Below are 25,743 nucleotides of genomic sequence, written 5' to 3' on the forward strand. Positions count from 1 at the left end.
CCATTTATTATGGAGGTGAGTTTGGCGTGAGTCAAAAACCGAACATTTTATTTATTATGTCGGACGATCATGCATCACACGCGATTGGCTGCTACGGCAGCCGGATCAACGAGACTCCGCAGCTTGACCGTATCGCAAGAGAAGGCATGAGGTTCGACAACTGTTTTTGCACCAATTCGATATGTGCGCCGAGCCGGGCGACGATTTTAACCGGGCAATACAATCATATCAACGGGGTTATGACGCTGCGAGACGATCTGGACGGCCGGAGAACAACGTTTCCCAAGCTGCTGCAGCAAGCGGGTTATCAGACCGCGATCATCGGCAAGTGGCATCTAGGCCACGGCGGGAACAGCGATCCGACCGGGTTCGATTACTGGAACGTGCTGCCGGAGCAGGGAGTGTACACGAATCCGGAGTTTATCGAGATGGGAGAGAACAGGCAATACAGCGGTTATGTCACCGAGGTAATTACGGATATGTCGCTGCAGTGGATTCAACAGCGCGATAAAAACAAGCCGTTTATGCTGATGTGCCACCACAAAGCGCCTCACCGGCCGTGGCAGCCTGCGCCGAAATATGCCGATTTGTACGAAGATGTCCTGATCCCGGAGCCGGATACGTTTGATGACGATTACAGCAACCGTGCCAGCGCCGCCGGGGCCGCCCGCATGCGGATCGACCGCGATTTGCAGAAAAAAGACGTGAAGGCCGATCCCCCCGAAGGACTGACGCCGCAACAACTCAAAAGCTGGAAATACCAGCGGTATATTAAAGATTATTTGCGTTGCGTGGCCTCCATCGACGAAAGTGTCGGCATGCTGCTTGATTTGCTGGACGAAGAGGGAATCGCGGACAATACGATCGTTGTATACACTTCCGATCAAGGCTTTTTCCTCGGGGATCACGGCTGGTTTGATAAACGTTTTATGTACGAGGAGTCGCTGCGTATGCCGCTGCTGATCCGTTACCCGCAAGAAATCCAAGCCGGCTCGATATGTACCGACATGGTATTAAATCTCGATTTCGCTTCCTCTTTCCTTGATGCGGCGGGTGTTCCCGTTCCGGAGGAGATGCAAGGCAGCAGTATCCGTCCTATCTGGAACGGGGAAACTCCTGAGGATTGGCGGACGTCGATGTATTACCGCTATTGGATGCATTTGTCCGGTCATTATATTTATGCCCATTACGGTATACGCACCCATCAGTACAAGCTGATTTATTATTACGCCGATGCGCTGGGCACAAGCGGTTCGATTGACGAACCAAAGCCGCCGGAATGGGAGCTGTTTGATCTGGAGCGCGATCCTTGCGAGATGAGCAACGTGTATCACGATCCCGAATACCGCGAGATTGCCGCCCGGCTGACAGATGAGCTGCACGCGCTGCAGCTTGAAGCTCAAGACAAGCCATACCTGGAGAGGGAACGAGCGTAAGCAATCGTGTTATCCTGCGGTCGAATTTCCATGGGCTGCAGCTTATCCGATCTCGTCATATGTCATCGGACTTCTTGCGCTAAAGTATCGCCGAAAGTATTGACTTCTGCGGTTAGTAAGGTAAAATAACTTACGTGGAAGTTTGTAAGTTTTGTTAACTAACCTGAAGTGAGCGATACAATTACCGTACAAAGAAGGTACTGAGAAGGCCGAGTGAATGCTAACGATGAAGACGATAAGTAAAAACGATATGAAAGAACTTAACCGGCTGAGCATATTAAAAACGATCAGAAGCGGCGTTTGCTCGCGCGCGGAAATATCCGCCTCGCTGGGCTTAAGCAAACCCGCCGTATCGTCGCTGGTCGACGAGCTGATCAAGGAAGGGCTGGTTGTTGAAACCGGCCGGGGCGATTCCACGGAAGCCGGAGGCAAGCGGCCGATTCTGCTTGATTTTCAAGCCGATGCGGCGCTGATTGCCGCCGTTTCCTTCAACAACAAACGTTATGAGGTCGCGTTGACAAATCTGGTCGGCAAAGTGTTGTTTTATGTGAAGAAAAAAATTACTTTGCACAGCGATTACCGCGAGACGATGGACCTGATTGTGCAGGATATCCGCCAATTGACGGATAAGGCACGTGAACAAGGCATTCAGCAGCCTGTTGTCGCTTGCGGCATGGCCATTCGCGGGCTTGTTGATACGAAGCGGGGAATGATGCGTTACTCCGCAGCTATTCCGTGGATCGACGCGCCGATCGGCGATTACATGGGTGAACGTCTGGGTATCCCGATTTTTCTCGAAAACGACGCCCGGGCTGGCACTTACGCCGAGCTGCTGCACGGCAACGGCACGTACAGGGACGCGTTGGTATGCGTCAGCGTTGGGCTCGGGATCGGGACGGGAGTTGTTATCAACAATGAGGTATACCGGGGAGCTTTTGACGCCGCAGTCAATTTGGCGCACTCGACCATCGATCATGCCGGCCCTCTTTGCCGTTGCGGCAATCGCGGCTGCTGGGACGCGTTGGCGTCGCTTACCGCTTTTGGCGAAGAGCTGTCGCGCCGGGACGGGAAATACGCCGAGCTTGATTTTGACGCCGCTTTGCGCATGTACCGCGAGGGAGATCCCGCCATTGCCGATGTATTGTTCAATTACACCGGTTATTGGCTTGGGGTAGGGATCGCCAACATTTTAAACGTGTTTAACCCGGAGCAGGTGATTATCCAAGGCGAGATTACAAACGCCGGCCCGGAGCTGGAACGGAAAATCGTCGAGGTCGTCCAATCAAGGGCGCTGCCGGCCGTCGCTGCCGGGGTGAAGATCGGGTTCTCCGAGAACTCCGCGCAGCTGCAGGTCAGAGGGGCGGCGGCAGTGATCGGCAAGCACTTTTTTTCCGAAACATACCATCGCGTCATTTGGAAATAAATTATGCAGCTAAGGAGTGGGATGATGCCGGGAGTTTACGGTTTGCACGATAAAGAGCAATTGATTGAACATATCGCGGATATTCGCCAACTGGCCGGCTTTCAGCGCACGGAACTGCTGCAGGGCAAAGGCCGGGGCAATGAGGTTATTCAGGTGCGCAACGGTTCGGGTTTGCAGTTTCAAATCGCGGTAAGCCGGGCCTTCGATATCGGGATGTGCGAGTTGTTTGGCATACCGCTGGCTTGGATGTCGCAGAACGGGCCGGTCGCTCCATACTTTTACGAAAAAGACGATTGGAACCGCAGCTTTGAAGGCGGTTTGCTGGCTACCTGCGGCCTGGCTACGATGGGCAAGCCAAGCGTAGACGAGGGGCGGGCGTTTGGTCCGCACGGGCGCATTTCCTCCACGCCGGCCGAGCTGCTGCAGGCGGAAGGGCGCTGGGACGATGAAGGACGTTACGAGCTCATATTTCGCGGTATCATGCGCGAAAGTACGGCAACCGGCGAAAATCTGGTCCTGGAGCGCACCATTGTGACCCGGCTTGGTGAAAACCGGATTTATTTGACCGATACGGTCACAAACGCATCACATCAGCCGGCCGTGCATTTGATGATGCACCATTTTAACTTCGGATTTCCGCTGATCGGGGAAAACTGCTCCATCGACATCCCGCCGGGTCCCAAAAGATGGATCAACGGGCAAGGCGCGACAGACGGCTGGAACGGGTTTCCCGCACCGCTGGAGTGCGGTCAGCCGACCGTAATGGTTCACGAGGATGTGCAGCCGGATCACGAAGGCGGCGTTCAAGTACAAATCAGCAATCGCATTTGGCATAACGGCCTGGCGCACAAGCTGCGGGTCAAGCTCCATTACGATAAAGCGGCAAGTCCGTATTTGACGCAATGGAAACATCCCGGCAAAGGCGTCTATGTGCTGGGTATTGAGCCGGGCAATGCGACTACCGAAGGGCGGGCCGTTCACCGCGAACGGGGAACGCTGCCGATGCTTGCTCCGGGAGAGCGGAAAACGTACACATTTTGCATCGAAGCGCAATTGGAAGCAATTTTAACATAACTAACGGGACATTGCGGCGAATATGAAGCGATGTTGAGAATCAACTGGACAGGCAGGTAAATCATATGAACGATGTATATCAGGATCAGCAGAACATGGCGACACATACGCCGAATCTTATCGTTACCGAGGATTACGCAGCCATGTCGCGTATTGCATGCGACATCGTGATGGGCCAGCTGGCGCAGCGCCCGGACAGCGTGTTGGGGTTGGCGACCGGCGGGACTCCGGTCGGCTTGTACGCGCAGCTGTGCGACCGACACGCGGATTTGTCGCGGACGGCGGTGTTTAACTTGGACGAGTATTACCCGCTTTCCCGGCAGCATCCGCAAAGCTTTTACCAATTTATGAAGCAGCACGTATATGACTCATTAAAGCCGCTCAGCTGGGATATTCCAGACGGGGAAGCTGACGATATAATCCGGGAATGCGCGCGTTACGAAACCGCTATCCGCGAGTCGGGCGGACTTGATCTGCAGGTGCTAGGCGTCGGCCGCAACGGGCACATAGGCTTTAATGAGCCGGGTACGTCTTTTGCCTCGCGCACTCGTCTCGTTTCGCTCAAACAAGAGACAGTGGAAGACAATGCGCGTTTTTTCGAGAACGCCAGCCTTGTTCCGCTGCAAGCCGTTACGATGGGGATCGCGACCATTCTGGAAGCGAAATCGATTATGCTGTTGGCAAGCGGGAGCGCAAAGGCGGAGGCGCTGCGCCAGTTGTTTTACGGCCGAGTATCAACAGAGGTGCCGGTGACGGCACTGCGCTTGCATCCGAACGTTCATGTTATCGCCGACAGGCAAGCGGCAGCTTTGCTGAGCGTGAAGTGATCTCGCTTCAGCTTCGCTGAACATCGGGGAATCGGACGGAACTCTGCCCACCTGATTCAAGCCCGCCTATAAAGGGAGGCCGCTGAAAAAGTAGCGAAGTGAGCGAAATGATTGTGGAGAAGCGCCAGCTTTTCGGATAAAGGAGGGTGCCCGAAATGGAAAAGGAGTTGCGGGTCGGCATCATCGGCTGCGGCGGGATTGCCCATGCCAAACATATGCCCAGCCTGGCCAAACTGCCGCAGGTCAGCTTGGCGGCATTCGCCAACCGCACGGAAGATAAGGCCCGGCAGGCCGCACAAACGTTTGGTTCAACCGATGCGAAAGTATTTTCCGACTACCGCCGGTTGCTCGAAGACCGTACGATTGATGTCGTTCATGTTTGCACCGCTAACGATACACATGCGGAAATTACGATTGCGGCTTTGGAAGCGGGCAAACATGTGATGTGCGAAAAACCGATGGCCAAGACGTCGGCCGATGCGCGGAGAATGGTGGAGGCGGCGAAACGTTCGGGCAAAAAGCTGACGGTCAGCTACAATAATCGCTATCGTCCCGATTCGCAATATTTGTACCGGATGTGCCGGGGCGGCGATTTGGGCCATATTTATATGGGCAAAGCCCATGCGCTGCGCCGCCGGGGAGTTCCGACGTGGGGGGCTTTCCTCGATAAAGAGAAGCAAGGCGGAGGGCCGCTGCTGGATATAGGCACCCATTCGCTGGATTTGGCGTTGTGGCTGATGGATAACTATAAGCCGAAAAAAGTGCTGGGCAGCGCGTTTTATCAACTCGGGAAGATGGCCGATGCGGCCAATCCGTACGGGTCGTGGGACCCTTCACGGTTCACGGTCGAAGATTCGGCGCTTGCGATGATTACGATGGAGAACGGGGCGACGGTGACACTGGAGGCCAGTTGGGCGTTAAACATCGTGCGCGACGGAACGGCGAAAGTCACTTTATGCGGCACGGATGCCGGAGCCGACATGTGGGACGGATTGACGATCAACGGCGAAAAGTACGGAAAGTTGTATACGACGCGTATTCATCTGCAAAACGAAGGTATTCCTTTCTACCAAACCCGCGAAGAAAGTCCGGCGGAGCTGGAAGCCCGCCTCTGGATCGAAGCGCTGATTAACGGTAAAGATCCCGTTGTCAAACCGGAGCAGGCGCTTATCGTGCAGCAAATACTCGAAGCGATTTATGTTTCGGCCGAGACTGGGGAAGCGGTGACGTTGTCAGGCGGCAGTGAGGAAAAGGTTTAATTCCGCAACAACGCAAGTTAAGGGGGATGACTATGATCCAAATAGCTATGGCCGGAGCCGGTGCAGCCGGGATGAGGTATACACAGCATTTGCTGAAAACGGGCCAAGCGCAAATCGCCGGCATATTTGACGAAACACAAGAAGCGGCAGCAGAGTTGGCAGCACATTGCGGATGCTCTGTGTTTGCTTCGCTGGAGGCGTTATTGGAAGCGGTGCCCGAGGGAGTTGTCTTTGTCTGCTCCAGACAACCGGAAAACAAGGCGCGCCACGTGATACAGGCATTGCAGCAAGGACGGCATGTGATTGCCGAACTGCCGGCCGCTTCCCGGCTGCAGGATGTGCGGGACATGTTGGCAGCCGCCGGGCCAAGCGCCAAGCGCCTGCTGTTTACGAACCCGGAACGGTTTTATTTTCATAACGCCGATGTGAAAAAACGCATCGCAGGCGGTGCGATTGGCAGCATCGGCATGATCAACGCCAAACGTTACAGCCCGCTGCCGTCCGAACATGCCGATTCCATCTCGTATGGCGCCGCCTCGGATGATTCGGTTTCGCTGTCGCCGGCTATCCAGCCGGGCGCCAATCAAGCGGCATGGACGGACAGTATCCGCTGGTCGAACGGCCAGCAGGAACCCGAAGGACAAGAAGCTCCGGCCGGCGCTTTATACCGGCTCGCTTTGTCCGATATCGGCCATCTTCGCTGGATCGCGGGGGATGTGGCCAGCGTCTACGCGATGCGCACGGTGGCCGAAGGTTTGGATTACGTCCTGGTGACACTGAAATTCCAATGCGGAGCGATCGCCAACATCGAAGCTTATTGGGGTTATCCCGGGGGATACGTATCCGCTGCCGAGTATGCCGGCCCCAAAGGCGTGATCCGTTATGATAGCCGTAAAACAAACGCGCTTTCCATCCATAAAACGGGGCATGCGGGCGCACACGCGCAGGCCAAACACCAAAGCAGTCCGTCATTCCGCGACCCCGAGGTAGCCGAATTTACTCATTTGTTAAGCTGCATAACGGATAGCCAACAGCCGGTGTCAACGGCGGCGGATGTGCTCGAAACGTTGAAGGTGACGGATGCGGCGTTACAGTCGATTCGGAGCGGGCAGCCGGTAGAGATGGCGGCGTTTGCTGCTGCTGATCAACTTGATGATGGGAAGGGGGATGGCGAACGTGCGTAAACTGAAGATCGGCATGATCAGCTTTGCTCATCTCCATGCTGTCAGTTATTTGCAGGCATTGGCGCAGCGCAGCGACGTGGAACTGACGGGCATTGCCGATGAAAACAAAGAGCGGGTGGAGCCGTACATCCGGCAGTACGGGCTTCCTTATTACGCCGACTATCGCGAACTGCTGGCCGGCGACGCCGATGCGGTCATCATCAGTTCGGAAAATGCCCGCCACGCCGAGCTGACCATCGCCGCAGCCAAACGCCAAAAACACGTGTTGTGCGAAAAGCCGCTGGGCCTTTCCAAAGATGAGATGCGTCAAATGATCGCAGCGTGCGAGGAAAACGGCGTGCAACTGATGACTTCTTTTCCGAACCGTTACATTCCGATGGTTGTAGAAGCCAAACAGGCGATCGAACGTGGCGAGATCGGCCGGGTGGTGGCGGTGAAAGCGACCAATAAAGGGGAGATGATCGGCGGTTGGTTTAATGACCGCACATTGTCCGGAGGCGGAGCGGTGATCGACCATACGGTACATGTGATGGATTTGTTGAACTGGATCCTCCGCTCCCAAGCGTTGGAGGTATACGCGGAGTCGGGCAGCTTGTTTCACGGCGCCGATATCGACGACGCGGGTATGGTGCATGTGAAATTTGCCAACGGGGTTATTGCCGCCCTTGATGCAAGCTGGTCGCGAACACATCCTTTTCCGTATAAACGCGACTTGACGATGGAAGTAATTGGCACGGATGGCGTCATCTCTTTTGATTATTTTGCCCAAATCAACGAGATTTATAGCGCAACGACCGATCATGCGGAGTGGAGTTATTGGGGCGACAATAAAGACGAACTGCTGATCGACGATTTTATTAGCTGCATCAGAGAAAACCGGCCGGTGGCCATTACCGGGGAAGACGGCTATAATTCCACCGTTATTGCGCTAGCCGCATACGAGTCGATTCGCTTGAAAAAGCCGGTCCGCTTATAAAGCGGATCGGATGGCAAACACGGATCAGCGGGCGGAAAAGGGGCGGAATACTTGGCATCCGCTAGGATCCGCCCTGTTAGAAGAATGTTCAATCCGCAAACAAGAATACATGCGATATCGGGGGAGGGAACACATTATGCTTACTATTGGTGTTGATTTGGGAGGAACGCAGATCAGAGCGGGGTTGTTTGACGAAGCCGGAGGACTGCTGTTTAAACATGAAGATTTAACGTTGGCCCATGAGGGGGCGGAGGCGGTGATCGGCAGGATCATCGAAGGCATTAGGCGGGTCGTTTCTTATGCGCAGGAGCAAGGACACGGAGAAAACATAACAGGCATCGGCATCGGCTGTCCCGGTCCGCTGGATCCTTTTACAGGCGTCGTATTGTCCCCTTCCACCTTGCCGGGGATGGTTGACATTCCGCTGCAGCACATCGTACACAGCGAATTTGGGCTGCCTGTGTATGTAAACAACGACGCTAACGCCGCAGCTTTAGGCGAGTGGCTGTACGGCAGCGGACGCGGCACCAACAATATGATTTATTTGACGATCAGCACGGGTATCGGCGCAGGCATTGTGATCGACGGGCGGCTGCTGCTCGGCGAGCAGGGCAGTGCCGGGGAAGTCGGACATATGATTATCGACCCGTACGGCCCAATGTGCAGCTGCAGCAACAGAGGCTGCTGGGAAGCATGTGCTTCGGGGACGGCGATCGCCGATATTGCCATCGAAAGATTAGCAAATGAAACGTCTGACAGCCAGCTCCGGCAAATCACGGGACCGGTGACGGCCAAAGAAGTCATTACGGCTGCGCTGAACAATGACCGGCTCGCCATGGAGATCATGGAACAAACCCGCATTTACTTGGGCATCGGGTTAATTAACATGATTAATTTATTTAATCCGCAAAAAGTCGTCATCGGCGGAGGCGTCAGCAAAGCAGGGGACTTCTTGTTGCAGCCGGCGGTGGATATGGCCAAGCAGCGATCGCAGCCGGGGATGAACGATGTGGCGTTTGTGATGGCGGAGCTTGGCGACGATGTCGGACTGTATGGCGCAGCGGCGTTGGTAAGCTATCAGAAGCAGCTGCGGAAGTAATTTGGTTTTTTGTTTAAATAATTAAATTCATATTGAAATTAAATAAAGTGAATGGTATGATTTATGTATGTTCACTATCCCGTTCGCGTTAGTGCGGACGAGGATTTCTCGGTGAAATCACCATAATTATATTCATAGTGAAATTAAAATAGAAAGGAGGTGAGAGCATGAAACAAAGATGGCAGGCGCAGCTGAAGAGGTACGGGTATAGTTTGCCGGAGACGTTGTCGGGGTATTTGTTTTTATCTCCCGTGTTGTTGTGGACGGCCATTTTTATGCTGTTCCCGCTCTTTTACATTATATATTTAAGTTTTTTCGAGTGGAACATGGTTGATCCGGATAAGAAATTTATTGGCTTCAGCAATTATACCCGGATGCTGGAAGACAACGAGTTTATTCAATCGGTCTACCACACCTTGTATTTTACCGTCGGCAAAACCGTTTTATCGGTCGTAGCAGCCCTGGCTATCGCGATGCTGCTGAACCGGAAAATTCGTGGCATCGTGCTTATTCGCGGCTTTTTTTACTCGCCGGTAGTCGTTTCGATGATTGCTGCGGCGATGATTTGGGGGTATTTGTTTGATCCGCAAATCGGCCCGCTGACGCAGCTGTTTAAAGCGGTGGGCTTAACCGCACCGCAATGGCTGGACGATCCGGACTGGGCGATGAGCTCGATTATCATCATGAGTGTATGGAAAAACATGGGCTATTATGCAGTCATTTATTTGGCGGCGCTGCAAGGCATCTCCGGAGATTATTACGAAGCTGCAGCCATTGACGGAGCGACGGGGGCCAAGCAATTTATACATATCACCTGGCCTTTGCTGATGCCGGCGACCATGCTTGTGCTGATAATGACCGTAATTCATGCGTTTCAAGTGTTCGCGCAGGTGTATGTCATGACGTCGGGCGGTCCGCTCGGCAGCACAAGCGTGATCGTGTATTACCTTTACGAAGTGGGCTTCCAGCATTTCGAAATGGGTTATGCCAGCGCTATCGGCTTCGTTCTGTTCATCATCATGTTCCTGGTCACGCTGGTCCAGTTCAAAATGATGGACAAAAAAATCGATTTTTAACACGAAAGAAGGGGTGGCTTTGGTTGACAAAGGTCAAGGCCGAAAAACGTTTTTCCTCTACATTACCGCTTATGCAACGGGGATCCTGACGCTTTTTCCGTTCTTGTGGATGGTTTCGACGTCCTTTAAAAGCCAGAAGGAGGCTTTTACTTCGGGCCTGAGCATTATCCCGCAGGCGTTTCGCCTGGAAAATTATGCTGACGCTTTCGAGAAGGCGATGTTATGGCGTTACTTGTTTAATTCGCTGTTTGTCAGCGTTTTATCCACCGCAGGTGTCGCCGTCACTTCGCTGCTGGCAGGATATGCGTTGTCGCGGATGCATTTTCCGGGACGCAAAACGATATTCCTGATCGTGCTGGGCACGATGCTGATCCCGCACCAGGCGACGATGGTGCCGAGCTTTTTGCTGATGAAAACATTTGGGTGGGTCAATTCGTATCAAGCGCTGATCGTGCCGTTTCTGGTGTACCCGTTTGCCGTGTTCTTGATCCGCAATTTTTTGTTCTCCATTCCGAAGGATTTGGAGGAAGCGGCGAATTTGGACGGCTGCAGCCGTATACAAACATTGCTGAAAGTAATCCTTCCGATCTCGAAGCCGGCGATCGCCAGTGTCGTTATTTTTAACTTCACCTATGTGTGGAACGACTTCTTCTGGCCGCTTGTCATGACGACATCAACGGAGATGAGAACCATTCAGGTTGGGCTTGCGTTGATCAAAAGCGAATTTCTCATGCAGTGGCCGATGCTGATGGCAGCGACCGTGTTGTCGTCGATTCCGATTTTTGTCGTATACACCGTGTTCCAGAAGTTTTTTGTGCAGGGCTCCGTTTCTTCAGGAGTGAAAGGGTAGAAGGAATCAAAGTTATCGTAAAGGCACGAAAAGTACGAATGTGTGTGCCTCATCGAAAGGGCTTCGCTCAAAGCTTCCTTACTATAAAACTGGGGTGAATTGTATGAAACAGATGAAATGGGCGCTTGCGGTTTGTCTCGCCTCCACATCGTTGTTATCGGCTTGCGGCAGCAGCGCCGATCCAAAGGAAAACAAAAGCAGCACCGGCAAAAGCGAAGCCGGGAATAAAAGCGAAACGGCGCCTGCAGCCAAAACTAACGTCGAGTTCCTCTACGCGTTGGCCGGAGCAAACGGTGGAGTTGTGCAAACTTTGGTGAAGAAATACAACGAATCGCAAAACAAATATAACGTCAAGGCTACGTTTGTGCCGCCGGATCAGCGGATCGAGAAAATAACGACTTCCATCGCCGCCGGTTCTCCGCCCGATCTGTATACCGCAGGTCCGCCGGATATCGCGCAGTTAAGCGGCTCCAAAGGTTTAATGTCGATTGACCAACTCGCCAAAGATAAAGAGAAAAAAGTGATCCGCGAGCAATTTTTCGAAAGCTTGCGTCCTGTCGTGATGAAGGACAACGAAATGTGGGGCGTGCCGATCAGCGGTGGCGTTGCGGCTTTATATTACAACGAAGATTTGTTTAAACAGGCGGGACTGACAAGAGCACCGGAGTCGTGGGAGGAAATCGTCGAATACGCCAAAAAGCTGACCGATCCGGCCAAAGGCCAATGGGGCCTGCTACTGCCGACCAAGGAAGTATTGTTTACGAACAACTTGTGGGCACCGTTTTTATGGCAGGCCGGAGGCGATTATTTCACCCCGGATATGAAGCATGCGGCGTTTAACTCCAAGCCGGGCGTCGAAGCGCTGCAGCTGTGGGTCGATTTGGTGCAAAAACATAAAGTGACGCCGCTTCAGCAAATGGATGAAAACTTGATCACTCAGACGTTTGCTACCGGTAAAATCGGCATGTTCATCGGTTTCCCGCTTTGGATTACGCAGTCCAAGGACTTTCCGTTTGTGACCAAAACCGCCGTGCTGCCTAAGCGCGAGAAAGCGGCTTCGTATTTGGGCGGCTGGTATTTGACCATTCCTGCAGCAGGCAAAAACAAAGACGGAGCTTACGACTTTATGGCATGGCTGCTGCAGCCGGAAAATTCGGCGGCTTGGAACATCGGAATGGGCAGCTTGCCGACCCAGCAATCTACGCTGGATACGAAGGAATATCAAGATTATGTGAAAAAGACGCCGCTTGTTCAGCCGTTCTCCGAGATGCTGAAGTTTGCGGTCGCACCTCCGCCTACAGATAGCTATACAAGGGTCGGCACAACGATTTCCAAAGCGATCGTCAAAGCGATGTACGGCAAAGAATCGCCGCAGCAAGCACTGGATGAGGCCGCACAAGAGGTAAACAAGCTGCTCGGAGGCGGCAAATAAAGGCGGAACTTTTCAACGGTTAGCTGTGCGGTCTTCGGTATCTTTAAACCGGCGGCAGGCCGGCCTGCGACCCTATTGTCATCCGCCGTCCCAAGCCGTTCATAGACTTTCATTGCCAAGTTTAGTAAGATGAAACCAAGAGATTATGGAGCGTTGTACCGCAGCCATTGTGCCGGTCACCGCCGTCACATTGCGAATTTGGCAGGTTGAATAACGAAGGGGACATAACGGATGGTTTTGCATGTCGGAAAAGAACTGAATATCAAAAAAGTGATCAAGTTCATTCGTGAGAACGGGCCGATCTCACGCAAGGAAATATCGGAGAAGATGGACATCCCGCAGCCGACGATTACCCGGATCATTGAGGAGCTGCAGCAGGAGGGGATCATCAAGGAGCTGGGAACCGTCCCGTCACATCGCGGACGGCGGCAGGTGATGCTTGCTTTGGATCCGAAATGCTATTATGCCATCGGCGTGGAAATCGGAAGAAACGTCGTTCATACGGCGCTGGTCGATCTTGACGGCAGCATGATTAATTTCAAAATGAAAGAAATGTCCAAGGGTGACAAAATAGCGGATGTGATGAGCTACTTGCGGGAAACGACGGGCCAGCTGCTTCAGGAAGCGAAGGTAGACGATTCCCGGCTGCTCGGCGTTGGCGTCGGTATTCCCGGCTGGCTGCACGAAACGAAAGAAGGCTTCATCTCCCCATCTAATTTTTACGGGGAGAAAAAAATTCCGCTGCGCACGCTGCTGGAGGAAGTCATCCCTTATCCGGTCATTATCGACAACAACGCCAACGTGGCCGCTCTGGCCGAGAAATGGTTCGGCAAAGGGCGCGGGACAACCAATCTCATTTATGTTTTGGCGGAAATCGGGATTGGCAGCGGCATCATCATTCGCGACAATTTGTACCGGGGATTGGGCGGAAAAGCGGGTGAAATTGCCCATACCACCGTCGATATTTACGGCGAGTTGTGCACATGCGGCAATTACGGCTGTTTGGAAACGCTGGTGTCCGTGCTGCGTATCGTCGAGAAGATGAAGAAAAAGCTGAAAGTGGAAGGCCGCGACGAGCTGCGCTATTTTGCCAAGGAGATTGATGAGATTGAGCTTGCGGATATCGTCTCCGCCTGTCGTCAAGGTTCCGTTTTGGCCCAAAAGCAGCTGGAGGAAACGGGTACGTATTTGGGCATCGGCATTTCCAACGTCATTCAGCATTTTGCCCCGGACATGATCATCGTTGGCGGCAAGCTGGGGACGTGTCATCCGATCATTGTCGATGAAATTAAACGAACGATCGAAGCAAGGGAAGCCAAAAGCAGCGCTCCAAAAACGCCGATTGTCGTCTCGGAATTGCAAGAGGTCATTGTGCTGGGAGCTGCCGCTCAAGTCATTGACGACGCTTTTTCGCTTTATTCGCTGCTGTAGCGCAACGGCGAAGTTTTTTTAGTCATATAATTTCACTATGAAAATAAGTTAATGGCGGACTCCGGTCCCGCTAACGAATAACGGGGAGGTCAAAGAATGCGAATTATTTATTTGGACATTGATTCGATCAGGCCGGATCATATCGGGAGTTATGGGTATACACGCAATACGACGCCCAATATCGATAAAATTGCGGAGCAAGGGGTTCGTTTCAATCATGTGTATTGCGCGGCGTCACCTTGCGTCCCGTCGCGAGCCAGTTTTATGTCCGGCCGGTTTGGCATCAACCACGGTGCTTTGACGCATTGGGGGACAGGCGGCCAGTTTCATTATCCGGAAGGCGACTTTCATAGTACGGAGCTGCCGTTTTTCACCCGTTATTTGCGTCAGGCGGACTACCGGACGATCACTTTCTCCTCGTTTGGCGACCGCCATCACGCCTGGTGGTACTTTGCCGGATGGAATGAAATTCATACGCATTCGCTCAAAGGCGGCAACGAAGACGCGCATGAAGTGAACGCCGCGGTGATCCCGTGGATCAAGCAGCATGGACTCGAAGACAACTACTTTTTGCACATTCAATATTGGGATCCGCATGCAAGATATACGTATCCGAAGCAGTATGCGGAGCAGTTCGCGGACGAACCGGCTCCCGCATTTCCGGACGAGGAGACGATCCGTGAGCACCGCAGCAATTCGCATCCGCGTTCCGCGACGTTCCTGCATTGGTCGGACGATTACAGCAAAATTCCGAAGGATACGATGCCGTTGGAGATTGCCGAACGCCGCGATTTCAAAAAGCTGATCGACGGTTATGACGGCGGCATTTCCTACATGGACAAGTTTGTCGGAGAGCTCGTGGAGGCCTATCGGGAGCTCGGGATCGCTGATGAAATATGTTTTATTATTAGCGCGGACCATGCGGAATCTTTCGGCGAGCAGGGCGTTTACATGGAGCACGGCATGGCCACCGAAGCGGTGCATCACATTCCGCTGATCGTCAAAATTCCCGGCGTGACCAAACCCGGACACGTCAACAGCGATTTGATCTATAACGTGGACGTGATGGCTACGGTAGCCGAACTGCTCGGATTACCCGTGCCAACAGGCTGGGACGGTTCGTCCTTTTTGCCGGCATTAAAAGGCGAAGAGCTGGAGGGCCACGACTATATCGTGCTGGAACACGCGTTATATGCTTGTCAGAGGGCGGTGCGCGATCATAAGTGGTATTTTATCCGCACGTATCATGAAGGATTTTATGATTTTCCTGAAGTCGTGCTTTACGATCTGGAGAACGACCCGCATCAAACCGCTAATGTCGCCGACCGCCACCCGGACATCGTTGAACTGATGCAGACCCGGCTGACCGAGTGGGAACAAGCTAATTTGGCCAAAAGCGGCAGGGAGAGCGATCCGATGCAGGACATTATCCGAACCGGCGGGCCTTTCCGTTATATGCAGCCGGAGCAGTGGATCGGAAGACTGCAAAGAGCCGGCTGGAACCAACATGCGGACGCATTGGCGGACAAATATGCGCGTTAACGCACATGTGAATGAAGGGCTGGAAACAAGGAGCAGGTCATAACGGCGAGGGGAAGCACTTGCAACGAGACAGACCGCCGGAGCAAATGTGAGATTCGCTTAACCAGATGAATAATTAACTATGTAAAATAATGAATTGGAGGAGTTGTCTTATGAACATTTATTGGGGAGATTTGCACAATCACTGCGGTATCAGCTACGGTTACGGGAGCTTGGAAAATGCGCTGAAAGCGGCCAAGGGGCAGCTGGATTTCGTAACGGTCATCGGTCACGCTTCTTGGCACGATATGCCGGAGCGGACACCGGAGCTGGAGTTTCTCGTCGATTTTCACGTCAAAGGGTTTGCCAAGCTGAAAGCGCAGTGGGAGCAAGTGCTGGAAACCGTCAAACAGGCTAACGTGCCGCACGAATTCGTCGCATTTCAAGGTTACGAAGCACACTCCAGCTTATACGGCGACCATCATATCGTCTGTATGGACGACGATATGCCGCTGTTGCAGGATGATTCCCCTTATGGCGTCGTCGCCAAGCTGAAGCCGCGGCGCGCAATCGCCGTGCCGCATCACGTCGGTTATACGCCGGGTTACCGTGGCGGCAACTGGGATACGTTTGATCCGGCGATCAGTCCGATTGTCGAAGTGTATTCGAAACACGGCTGCGGCATGTCCGATGAAAGCTTGTACCCGTATTTGCACGATATGGGCCCACGCGACTCCCGCAGCATGGTATTCGCCGGCATTCAAAAAGGCCACCGCTTCGGTTTTGTCGGCTCGACCGACCATCATGCCGGATATCCGGGTTCCTATGGAGACGGGCGCCTGGCGGTGCTGGCGACGGAAAAAACACGCGAAGGCATCTGGGAAGCAATTCAAGCCCGCCGCACGTATGCGGTAACCGGGGATAAAATGCAGTGCGGCTTCCGTTTGAACGGCGCCGACATGGGCAGCGAAGTACAGGTTTCCGGCGAACGGAACTTGCAGCTGGATATCAAAGGCTGCGACCGTTTCGACAAAATCGTCGTCTACAAAAATTTACGGCCGTGGAAGACTGTTGCCGGAGAATCGCTGCGTGTGGCGGCAGGTTCGGCTGCGGGAACGTATAAAGTGCGTGTGGAGATGGGCTGGGGCGATGCCAAAGACGGTTATTTCTGGCAGGGCCAAACGTCCGTACAAGGCGGCAAGCTGGCTTCCGTGGAGACATGCTTCAGAGGCCGCAGCGTGCTTGCGCCGACGCCGGATATGAAGGACAATCCGAATATGAACGAGCTGCATAACGAACTTGTAAGCCAGACGGAAAACGAAGTCACTTGGACCTGCACGACCTTCAAAAACCCGACCACTTTGCATTCTCATACCGCCGCGCTGATCCTTGAAATCGAAGGTGATGTTTCCACCGTTGTGGAAGTGACGCTTAACGGCAAAACGATGTCCGCCTCGATCGGCGAACTGCTGCTTGGCAGCCGCAGCGTACATCTGAAGCCGCACAATTCCGAAGCTTTTGTGCTGCACCGCGCCGTTCCGGAAGCGGAATATACGTTCAGCGGCGAGTGGATCGATACGGAAAAAGAAGCGGAAACCGACGTGTATCATGTGGAGATCCGTCAAGTCAACAACCAGTATGCCTGGATTTCACCGATTTTTGTTGTATAAAACAGTCATCTGCAAATAAACAAGCTAGGTGAAATACTGAGTAAATAAGTCAAGGCCTCGTCCATCGCGACGAGGCTTTTTTCTCGCTTGCGCTGATCCCTGATCGTTCCCTGCGAAAGAAAATCTCCGGCTATTTCCCGCTGCTGCAATTTGTGCAAGAGCCTTCCTATATCGATCCGAAAATATTTTACTTGGAATGCGTAGGGTTGAAACATTTGCTTCGCTTGATCAGTCCAATTAAGTAGCAAATAAATAAAGGGGGAGCGAAATGCGCAAAGCTCTAATTGTAAAAAGTATAGCGGCATTTCTTCTGCTCACGGCTTGCGAGGTAAAAACGGATGCCGGACCTGCGGCGTCGGAGATAGCGGTGGATACGATTACCGTCCTCGCCAAATCGGACATCGATTATGACCGCAACGGCAGCATGGAAAAACTTGAGGTGCGGATGCTGTCGGGAGGTTTGAAAGAAGAGCAAGAGCCCGGACCGTACACGGGTCCGTATTGGGAAGGGACTTTTCAGTTGATGCTGTCTGGGGTAGACGGGACGCCGCTTCATCGGCTAGATTTGAATTCGACGTTCGGAAGCGAAGCGCTCATTTTTGCCAAAAATCGCGCATTTAACATCGCTTTCGCCGATTACAACAATGACGGGTATCCGGATTTTACAATCGGCCAATATTTTTCTTCGAACGGGTTTACCTACAATATATATTCGCTTCAGCCGGAAGGCATTATTGTTCTGCATCGCGATTTGTACACGGCTGCCGGCGAATATTCGATCCTCTACGAGAAAGCAGGCACTGCTTCGTTCAAAAACCGCTATTATGACATGGATAAAGGAAAAATGACCGAGACGTTATTTACATGGCAAGGCGACAAGTTCGTCCGGACGGAATGTGAAGGCTGCGGTATGCCCCGGCCGGCTGGAGATGAGCAGTGGCTGCTTTCGAAGGAGACGGAAGAGCGGTACGGCCGGTTTGCGGAGAACAAGGAGGAAGAGCTGCTTCGCGGACTTTCGCCGCTTGACGTTTTCAAGTTTTATGTTAAGGCTTCCGAAGAGGGAGACTACGAAACGCAATATGCGCTTTTCATCAAGGATCCCAGTCACGAGCTGCCCTCCTATAAGACGTATATCAACGAAATTTCGCGGGATCAGGAAGCGCTGGAACGGTCCAACAGATGTGGGCGGAGCTTAAAGCAAGCTACGGGCTGACGGAAGAGGTCGAAGGAGATCGGGCGCTTATTCGCATCTCCAACGGAAGCGGCAACAAAGAAGATGAGAAAGGGTTCCAGCTTGTCAAAAGCAAAGACGGGATATGGAAAGCCGCGTGGCTGCCGATGCAATGAGCAAACGCATGGCGGGTCATTTTGTAATACGGAGAGTTTAGCTATAATCGTACTTTACAAGAGCATTTGTGATAACCTCTTAAAAGGGACGGTTTCTGACGTTCCATTCCAATTCATCCAAGAAAGGCAGAGTGAATAACCGTGGCAACCATCGATGATTTTTTGAGTCTGGATATACGTATCGGTACTGTGATCAAAGCGGAAGCATTTCCCGAAGCACGAAAACCCGCTATCAAATTGGAGATTGATTTTGGTGAGCTAGGTATAAAACGTTCTTCGGCTCAAATAACGAAAAGATACAGTCCGGAACGGCTGGCCGGTCAACAAGTGGCCGCCGTAGTCAATTTTCCGGCAAGACGTATTGCCGGTTTTGAATCTGAAGTGCTGGTCATCGGAGGTGTTCCGGAGGAAGGTGATGTCGTATTGCTAAAACCGGATGAACCGGTTAAAAATGGCACTCCGGTTGCTTAAAATGGCAAGTGAACGCTGCTGCATGAGCGAATCATGCTTACGATCGCTAATTGTCCCCGAATATCTTGAATGTACCTGCTTACGGCAGGTGAAATTCGGGGACAAAAGCGAACGCTGGCGCTTCTCCAGCATGATTTCGCTCACTTAAGCTGCTTTTTCAGTGGCCTTGGTTATTCCGCACGGGATCCTTTCATTGATATACGTTTAGCTCCCAACTAGACGGTTCCCGTCTTCCAACTTGCATTCAAAGCGGTATGTTCCGGAGCCAACCGTCTGATTGGCATGGCCGGGCAAAACAACGACGGCTTCGGTATTGGCAGGAACGGTGATTTCGACATCGATGCTGCCGTCCGAGTTCTTTTCCCACGAAGAGCGGATCGTTCCGTATATCGATTCGTAGGAGGCCCGGACATAATTCAACTGCTCGCCGAATTGAGGCGCTATCCGGAACCGCTTGTATCCGGGCTGGCCGTCCAAGGTGTCGATGCCCGCCGCGGACCGGTACAGCCATTCTCCGACGGAGCCGTATGCGTAGTGGTTGTAGGAATTCATGTTATCGCTCCAGAAGGAGCCGTCGGGTTTGATGCCGTCCCAATGTTCCCAGATCGTTGTAGCGCCTTGGGTGACGGAGTACAACCAGGACGGATATTCTTTTTGCAGCACAAGTTTGTACGCCAAGTCGTTGTATCCGTAACGGGTCAGCACGGGGCAAAGGTAAGGCGTGCCGACAAAACCGGTCGTCAATTTGCAGTCGTTTTTCTCGATGAGAGACGCCAGGATGCCGGCGGCGCGCTCGCGATGACGCTCTTCGAGCAGGTCAAACATAAGCGCAAGCACATAAGCAGTCTGCGTTGGAGCGATGACCCGGCCGTTCGGCGAAACGAACTCCTTGCGGAAGTTCTCGACGACATTCCGGTGCAGCTCACGGTACGCCGCGGCATCATCGGAATACCCGAGCGCTTCGGCGCTGCGCGACAGCAGATCTGCGCAATGGGCGTAAAACGCGGTAGCAATCAGGTCTGTCGGCGTCTGCCCGATATAACTGCCATCCTTGCCGTCCAACGCCAGCCAATCGCCGAAATGGAAGCCGGTGTTCCACAGAAACTCGTTGTCGCCGCGGCTGTGAATATATTCCACCCATGCTTTCATGCTGGGATACTGCTGCTTCAATAATCGGACGTCGCCGTACACTTCGTACATTGTCCACGGACAAATCACCGCCGCATCCCCCCAAGCGGATGAGGAGTGATTGCTGTCGTCCTCCGTGAATTGGTCGTTAAACGGGATAAACGGAATGACGAAAGGTACGCCGCCATTTTTCAACTGGTCTGCCGCCAAATCGCGAAGCCATTTCGTAAAAAACGGCGCGACATCCATCAAAAAGGTAGACGTACGAATGAAAACTTGAGCGTCGCCGGTCCAGCCCAGACGTTCGTCGCGCTGCGGACAGTCGGTCGGCACGTCGAGGAAGTTTCCTTTTTGCCCCCAAAGAATATTTCGCCACAACTGGTTGAGCAGCTCGTCAGACGTTTCGAAGCTGCCGGCCGGCTCCAGATCGGAATGTGCAACGCAGCCGACAAAGCGCCCTTCAAGCTTATCTTCGGACACGCCTTCCACCAGCACGTAACGGAAGCCTTGGAAGCTGAACAAAGGCTCAAATGTTTCCTCGCCTTCACCATGGCAGATGTAGGTTACGGTTTGTTTGGCTGTTCTCAGGTTGCCGGTGTAGAAGTTGCCTTCCTTATCCAATACTTCGGCATGCTGTAAGCGAATCACGGTACCCGGCGCTTCATTCACAGTAAATCGCATCCAGCCGACCATGTTTTGGCCGAGGTCCAGCACGGTTTCGCCTTTTGGCGTACGCAGCGTGCGAATCGGCAGCAGTTCCTGGATAACGCGGACCGGTTCATTTTCCTGGGCGATGAGTAGGTCCTTCGACCAAGCTTGACGTTGCACTTGAGTCCAGGCGGCATCGTTAAAATGAGGTTCGGCCCAGCCCTTCGCTTCTTGGCGAGCGTCGTATGTCTCGCCGTGATAGATTTCCGACATGCGCAAGGCGCCTTCGCTTGCCTTCCAATTTCCGTCAGCATCCGTGAAAATACACTGTTCGCTCCCGTCCGCATAAGTGACGTGAAGTTCAAGCAGCAGGCCGCGTTCTTTTCCATATAAGCTGCGGCCGCCGGTCCAGGCAAGGTTTCCGCTGTACCAGCCGTTCCCCAGCACTACGCCAAGAGCGTTACTGCCTTCCGTCAACAGCTCCGTCACGTCGTACGACTGGTATTGCAGCCGCTTGTGATAGCTGGTCCAACCAGGCGCCATCCGGGTATCGTCCGCGTCCCGCCCGTTGAGAAAAAGCCGGTACACGCCGTGGGCCGTCGCGTAAACACGCGCAGATACAGGGTTTTCGTGAAGGGTAAAGGCCGTTCTTACATAATGGCACGGGTCTTCTTCGAGGGAGGGAGAAGCAGGGAGTTCGGCGGTAATCCATGCCGCCTGCCATGCCTGAGGCGACATTAAGCCTGTCTCCCAATAGGCCGTTTCGCTCCAGTCCGACTCTGTTCCGTCGGCGAGTTTGACGCGCACGCGGTACCAGTACCGGGTCCGCGGCTTGAGCGCCGTACCTGCGTAGTCAACATGAACCGACTGATCCGTATCGACAACCCCCGAATCCCATAATAGCGCCGCGCCGTCCATATAGGGATGCGTACTGACTTGAATCCGGTATGCGCTTTGTTTTGCTCCTTGCGCCTCTACCGATAACTTCCAGAAAAACCGGGGGATTTGCACATCCATTCCGAGCGGATTCCGCTTATATTCGCAGCGCAGATCGTAAACCGATACCTTTTTCATCAATTGGAGCCCTCCAAATCAACTGTATTTATACCAAGTATACGAAGGGAAACCACGTCAACACACGGGTATTCTTGACAAATGAACAAGGGATATATGACAATAAATAAAGGATAAGGACAGTCAGTTTTGGGGGGATGTACATGGAGCGCCGGGTGGGTCTGTTGCGCCGTTCCGAACTGTTAGGTGAAGAAGAAAGTCTTTTCGTGAATCGGGTGGAAGAAACATTTGAATTGGAATATCATTCCCACGATTTTTACGAAATCGCTTATGTGTCAGGGGGCAGGGGTTTCCACCATTGGGGCGGCCGCGTTGTGCCCGTATCCAAGGGAGATTTGTTTCTTCTCCCGATCGGATTGCCTCATGTGTTTCGTCCTGCCTCGGCGGACGAAGGAGAGAAGCTGGCGGTGTATAACTGCGTTTTTTCCGAATCGCTGCTGCGTAAGGCCGCGGAAACCATCGAAGATATCGACTTGTTCGTTATGTTTGAGCCGGAAGGAAAACAAATACGGGATACGCGATGGATGATCGAGCCGTTATACCAACGTATGTTGGAGGAATACAAAGGGAAATCCGCCGGTTCAAGCGGCATGCTTTTTGGTCTGTTTCTGCAGTTGCTAGTGCAGCTTCACCGGTTTATATGCGGCATGGATGTTGCAGGTAAACCGCAAAACGGCGACGATCCGATTCAAGATGCCATCGATTATATTGGCCGTCATGCGGCGGAAAATCTGACGATTCGTCTGCTTGCGGAACGATGCGGAATGAGTGAACGGCATTTTTTCAGACTATTTAAGTCGCGGACAGGGCACTCGTTTCTCGAATATGTGCAGCATACCCGCATCCGTATGAGCTGCGAGCTGCTTCTGGGCACCCGGCATAAGGTGGGCACGGTTGCGGAGATGGCCGGTTACCGCGATCCGCAATCCTTCCACCAAGTATTTAAAAAAATTGTCGGCATGACGCCGGGGGATTATCGTAAAAAAGAAGGAGCCGTTACATTAGGGCAATGATATAAAACATCACCCATTTGGAAAAAGCGAGAGTGAGAATATGAACATTAGATTGGCAGCCGAATCTGACAACCCTGATTTAAGAGAAGTCTATTTGGAATCACGCCGTAATCGTTTTTATTGGGCGGTAACAGAAAACATGAAATTAGATGACTTCGATCGGGATACTGTGGATGAAGTTATCCTATTAGCGGAGGAAGATTCGCGGGTAGCAGGATTTGTTTCGTTGTATTTACCCGACAATTTTATTCATCATTTATTTGTTCATCCCGATTTCTTCGGGAAGGGTGCAGGCGTTCGGCTGCTTCAGGCCGCCATTCATAAGATGCATACACCCGTAACGTTAAAGTGTGTATCGAAAAATCACAAGGCAATGAAATTTTACGAGAAGAACGGTTGGCAAAAGGTGGTCGAAGAGAGCGGGGCGGGAGAACCGTATTGGATTATGAGGTATGAATAAAAATAATTACCAGCCGTAGTTAACCGCCGGGCCGTAATCAGGCTTCAGGCGGTTGTTTCTTTTTGTGCGGCAAAAGAAAAAAATCGCTGCAATCCAGCTTTCCACAAGGAAATCCGGGCAAGAGCAAAAGTTGTCTATTGAGTGCCGATTTCGTTTGTTTATATACTGGGTGTGTGTTTTAGAAAACTGTTTGTTATACGAATGGGGAGGAATGAGACATGGCCTGGTGGCAGGAAAAGCCGATGCGGCTGGTACAGACCAACTTAAGAGAGATTGATGCAACCCTTGATATCGACACATACTTACAAAGCCTTGAGCAATTTTCCGCAAACGTTTTGTTGTTTAACGTCGGGGGGATTGTTGCCAACTATCCGTCTGAGCTTGAATTTCATTATGTAAATCCGCATATGCAGGATGATTTTACAGGAAAAGTGATCGAACGTGTACACCGGCAGGGGATGAAATTGATCGCCCGTTTCGATTTCAGCCGGTTAAACGAGGCCTGCGCTTTGCCCAATCCGGAGTGGTTATACCGCAGCACCGAAGGAAATATCGTCAATTATAACGGACAGGTACATACCTGCGTTAACGGGTATTATCAGCAGGAATATTCGCTGAAAGTGCTCGAGGAAGTGGTGGAAAAGTATCCGATTGACGGTGTGTTTTTTAATATGCACGGTTATGTGACACATGACTACAGCTACAATTATTATGGGATTTGTCAATGCGCGAGCTGCCAGAAACGCTTTTTGGAACAGACCGGCCATAACCGGCTGCCTGTCAAGGAAGATTCGAACGATCCGGTATTCCGGGACTATGAACGGTTCCGCACGCAAACCGTGAAAGAGTTATTCCAGCGGCGGGTAGCCGTTGTCAAAAACCGCAATCCCCACATTGCCATTTGTAACTATACTCATGAAGGAACGGATATTTATCGTAAGGAATCCAACACGGGAATTGACCGCGCTCTGCCCGAATGGAATTATTCGGCCATGGAGAACGTGAAGACGGTGCTCGGCTCTTGGGAAGGGATGGCAGTAAGCAACTCGGCCGTTCATTTCGTAGATTTTGCAATGAGGCATACGGCCGTATCCCCCCATTTAACCGCACTGCGGCTGGCGCAAAACATGGTGAACGGGGCTTGGCTGGATTATTACGTTATCGGCACATTAAACAATCAGGATGACAGGATATGCTTCGATCTGGTTAAGGACATGTACCGTTTCCACAAGGAACATGAGCAGTATTATACGAATCTCCGGTCATTAGCCGAAGTCGTCGTGGTTGTACCCGATAGCAGCAATATGTACGGCAGCAAAAAAGAATTAAAAGGCATCATCCGCTTGTTGGCCGAAAACCACGTACCGTACGATCTGCTGCACGATAGCGTGCTCGAATCGCCGGAAGCCGAAGACAAACTGCGGCGGTACAAGGTGCTGATTCTTGCCGATCAACGGAGCATGGGCGACGGGGCTGTAGAAGCCGTTGACCGGTTTGTGAAGATGGGAGGCAAGCTGCTTGCGACAGGTTTTACGTCCACCTGCGATGCCAAGGGGCATCCCCAAGGCCGGATTCGATTGCCAAGTCTGGGCGTAAAGGAGTATGTCCATAAGCCAAAAGTGCAAGGCGCGTACTTTCGCGTCCGCGAATCGGACAAAGTCGAGCTTAGCGGCTTCGAGGCGATTGACCTTGTGTACCTGTACGGCGAAGCATTGGAGTGCATCGCAGAGGAACAGGCAACAAGCCTGCTCGGACTCATTCCTTCTTGTATGTTTGGCCCTCCGGAGAAATGTTATATTACCGAGGAAACCGAGACGCCCGGACTGATTGCCAACCGTTACGGACAAGGCGCCGCTGTTTACTTGCCTTGGGGGCTGGGCGCCCACTATGATAAATTGAGCAATCACGGCCACTCACGTTTGTTTATGGCGGCGCTGCGGGATGTGCTTGAGTACAGACAGCCGATCCTAACAACGGCATCTCCGCTGGTTGAAGTCACATTTCATGAAACGCAAGGTTCGCCGCGCCGTTTGATCAGCACTGTGAACTTATCCGGCCAGCTAGGTACGGGCTTTCACGCTCCGCTGCCGGTTAGAGATCTGCGCTTCACCGTCCGGTTAGAGCGGAAGCCGGCACGTGTCCATGCTTTGCGCCGTTCAGCAGATGTTCCGTTTGAATATAGCGGCGATGAGCTTACGTTTAGCTTGGATGAGCTGGAGTTGTTTGAAACGATCGTGATTGAGTGATGGACTTGAAATCGGGAAAAAGCCCGGGATCTGCGTTTGAAATATGACGAGTTGATTATCAAATATTGATTTTCATAATCCGCATCTTGGCAGAAATC

At 52.5% G+C, this 25,743-nt stretch carries 21 protein-coding genes; 20 read left to right on the forward strand and 1 reads right to left on the reverse strand.

Features of this window, described 5'->3' with window-relative positions; genetic code table 11:
* Positions 1-26 precede the first annotated feature (26 nt).
* The 17 genes from EYB31_RS12350 to csaA all read left to right on the forward strand — a co-directional run bounded on the left by EYB31_RS12350 (position 27) and on the right by csaA (position 19,076).
* Positions 27-1,436, forward strand: a complete 1,410-nt coding sequence (locus EYB31_RS12350) for a sulfatase family protein (RefSeq protein WP_240762367.1) — start codon at positions 27-29, stop codon at positions 1,434-1,436.
* Positions 1,437-1,662: 226 nt separating this feature from the next.
* Positions 1,663-2,859: an ROK family transcriptional regulator gene (locus EYB31_RS12355; RefSeq protein WP_165452373.1), complete on the forward strand. Its 1,197-nt coding sequence runs from the start codon at positions 1,663-1,665 to the stop codon at positions 2,857-2,859.
* Between the two features lie 21 nt (positions 2,860-2,880).
* Positions 2,881-3,933, forward strand: coding sequence for an aldose 1-epimerase family protein (locus tag EYB31_RS12360; RefSeq protein ID WP_165452374.1), 1,053 nt, complete (start codon positions 2,881-2,883; stop codon positions 3,931-3,933).
* Between the two features lie 65 nt (positions 3,934-3,998).
* Positions 3,999-4,760 carry a glucosamine-6-phosphate deaminase gene (gene nagB / locus EYB31_RS12365; RefSeq protein ID WP_240762369.1) on the forward strand — a complete coding sequence of 254 codons (762 nt, stop codon included), beginning with the start codon at positions 3,999-4,001 and terminating at the stop codon, positions 4,758-4,760.
* Between the two features lie 155 nt (positions 4,761-4,915).
* On the forward strand, positions 4,916-6,019 hold the full coding sequence (locus EYB31_RS12370; protein ID WP_131013645.1) for a Gfo/Idh/MocA family protein: 1,104 nt from the start codon (positions 4,916-4,918) through the stop codon (positions 6,017-6,019).
* Positions 6,020-6,051: 32 nt separating this feature from the next.
* Positions 6,052-7,203 (forward strand): Gfo/Idh/MocA family protein, encoded by a 1,152-nt coding sequence (locus tag EYB31_RS12375; protein WP_165452375.1) that lies wholly within the window; start codon positions 6,052-6,054, stop codon positions 7,201-7,203.
* Positions 7,196-8,179 (forward strand): Gfo/Idh/MocA family protein, encoded by a 984-nt coding sequence (locus EYB31_RS12380; protein ID WP_131013647.1) that lies wholly within the window; start codon positions 7,196-7,198, stop codon positions 8,177-8,179. Before EYB31_RS12375 ends, EYB31_RS12380 begins: the two co-directional genes overlap by 8 nt.
* Positions 8,180-8,315: 136 nt before the next feature.
* The gene (locus tag EYB31_RS12385) at positions 8,316-9,278 is read left to right on the forward strand and encodes an ROK family protein (protein WP_131013648.1); all 963 of its coding nucleotides are present in this window, start codon (positions 8,316-8,318) and stop codon (positions 9,276-9,278) included.
* A gap of 167 nt (positions 9,279-9,445) precedes the next feature.
* Entirely contained in the window at positions 9,446-10,354 is a 909-nt protein-coding gene (locus tag EYB31_RS12390; protein ID WP_131013649.1) for a carbohydrate ABC transporter permease, read from the forward strand.
* A 19-nt stretch (positions 10,355-10,373) separates the two neighbouring features.
* On the forward strand, positions 10,374-11,204 hold the full coding sequence (locus EYB31_RS12395) for a carbohydrate ABC transporter permease (protein ID WP_131013650.1): 831 nt from the start codon (positions 10,374-10,376) through the stop codon (positions 11,202-11,204).
* 103 nt (positions 11,205-11,307) lie between these two features.
* Positions 11,308-12,636 carry an ABC transporter substrate-binding protein gene (locus EYB31_RS12400; RefSeq protein WP_131013651.1) on the forward strand — a complete coding sequence of 443 codons (1,329 nt, stop codon included), beginning with the start codon at positions 11,308-11,310 and terminating at the stop codon, positions 12,634-12,636.
* A 231-nt stretch (positions 12,637-12,867) separates the two neighbouring features.
* The gene (locus EYB31_RS12405) at positions 12,868-14,067 is read left to right on the forward strand and encodes an ROK family transcriptional regulator (protein WP_131013652.1); all 1,200 of its coding nucleotides are present in this window, start codon (positions 12,868-12,870) and stop codon (positions 14,065-14,067) included.
* A gap of 96 nt (positions 14,068-14,163) precedes the next feature.
* Positions 14,164-15,609 carry a sulfatase family protein gene (locus tag EYB31_RS12410; RefSeq protein ID WP_131013653.1) on the forward strand — a complete coding sequence of 482 codons (1,446 nt, stop codon included), beginning with the start codon at positions 14,164-14,166 and terminating at the stop codon, positions 15,607-15,609.
* Positions 15,610-15,761: 152 nt separating this feature from the next.
* Positions 15,762-17,258 carry a PHP domain-containing protein gene (locus EYB31_RS12415; protein WP_131013654.1) on the forward strand — a complete coding sequence of 499 codons (1,497 nt, stop codon included), beginning with the start codon at positions 15,762-15,764 and terminating at the stop codon, positions 17,256-17,258.
* A gap of 268 nt (positions 17,259-17,526) precedes the next feature.
* A complete protein-coding gene (locus tag EYB31_RS12420; protein WP_131013655.1) occupies positions 17,527-18,471 on the forward strand; it encodes an FG-GAP repeat protein in 945 nt (314 codons plus the stop codon).
* The gene (locus EYB31_RS40200) at positions 18,438-18,605 is read left to right on the forward strand and encodes a hypothetical protein (RefSeq protein WP_165452376.1); all 168 of its coding nucleotides are present in this window, start codon (positions 18,438-18,440) and stop codon (positions 18,603-18,605) included. Before EYB31_RS12420 ends, EYB31_RS40200 begins: the two co-directional genes overlap by 34 nt.
* Before the next feature lie 141 nt (positions 18,606-18,746).
* Positions 18,747-19,076 carry a chaperone CsaA gene (gene csaA / locus EYB31_RS12425; protein ID WP_131013656.1) on the forward strand — a complete coding sequence of 110 codons (330 nt, stop codon included), beginning with the start codon at positions 18,747-18,749 and terminating at the stop codon, positions 19,074-19,076.
* Positions 19,077-19,280: 204 nt separating this feature from the next.
* Here the strand turns inward: csaA and EYB31_RS12430 are convergent, their stop codons facing one another.
* The gene (locus EYB31_RS12430; protein ID WP_131013657.1) at positions 19,281-21,926 is read right to left on the reverse strand and encodes a family 78 glycoside hydrolase catalytic domain; all 2,646 of its coding nucleotides are present in this window, start codon (positions 21,924-21,926) and stop codon (positions 19,281-19,283) included.
* 143 nt (positions 21,927-22,069) lie between these two features.
* On the opposite strand from EYB31_RS12430, the gene EYB31_RS12435 reads away from it, so the two are divergent.
* From EYB31_RS12435 to EYB31_RS12445, 3 genes are all read left to right on the forward strand, one after another.
* Entirely contained in the window at positions 22,070-22,939 is an 870-nt protein-coding gene (locus EYB31_RS12435; RefSeq protein WP_165452377.1) for a helix-turn-helix domain-containing protein, read from the forward strand.
* Between the two features lie 40 nt (positions 22,940-22,979).
* Positions 22,980-23,399 carry a GNAT family N-acetyltransferase gene (locus tag EYB31_RS12440; RefSeq protein ID WP_131013659.1) on the forward strand — a complete coding sequence of 140 codons (420 nt, stop codon included), beginning with the start codon at positions 22,980-22,982 and terminating at the stop codon, positions 23,397-23,399.
* Positions 23,400-23,617: 218 nt separating this feature from the next.
* Positions 23,618-25,645 (forward strand): alpha-amylase family protein, encoded by a 2,028-nt coding sequence (locus tag EYB31_RS12445; RefSeq protein ID WP_131013660.1) that lies wholly within the window; start codon positions 23,618-23,620, stop codon positions 25,643-25,645.
* Positions 25,646-25,743: the final 98 nt, after the last annotated feature.

The organism is Paenibacillus thalictri, from assembly GCF_004307995.1.
In the GTDB taxonomy this organism is placed as follows: domain Bacteria; phylum Bacillota; class Bacilli; order Paenibacillales; family NBRC-103111; genus Paenibacillus_AF; species Paenibacillus_AF thalictri.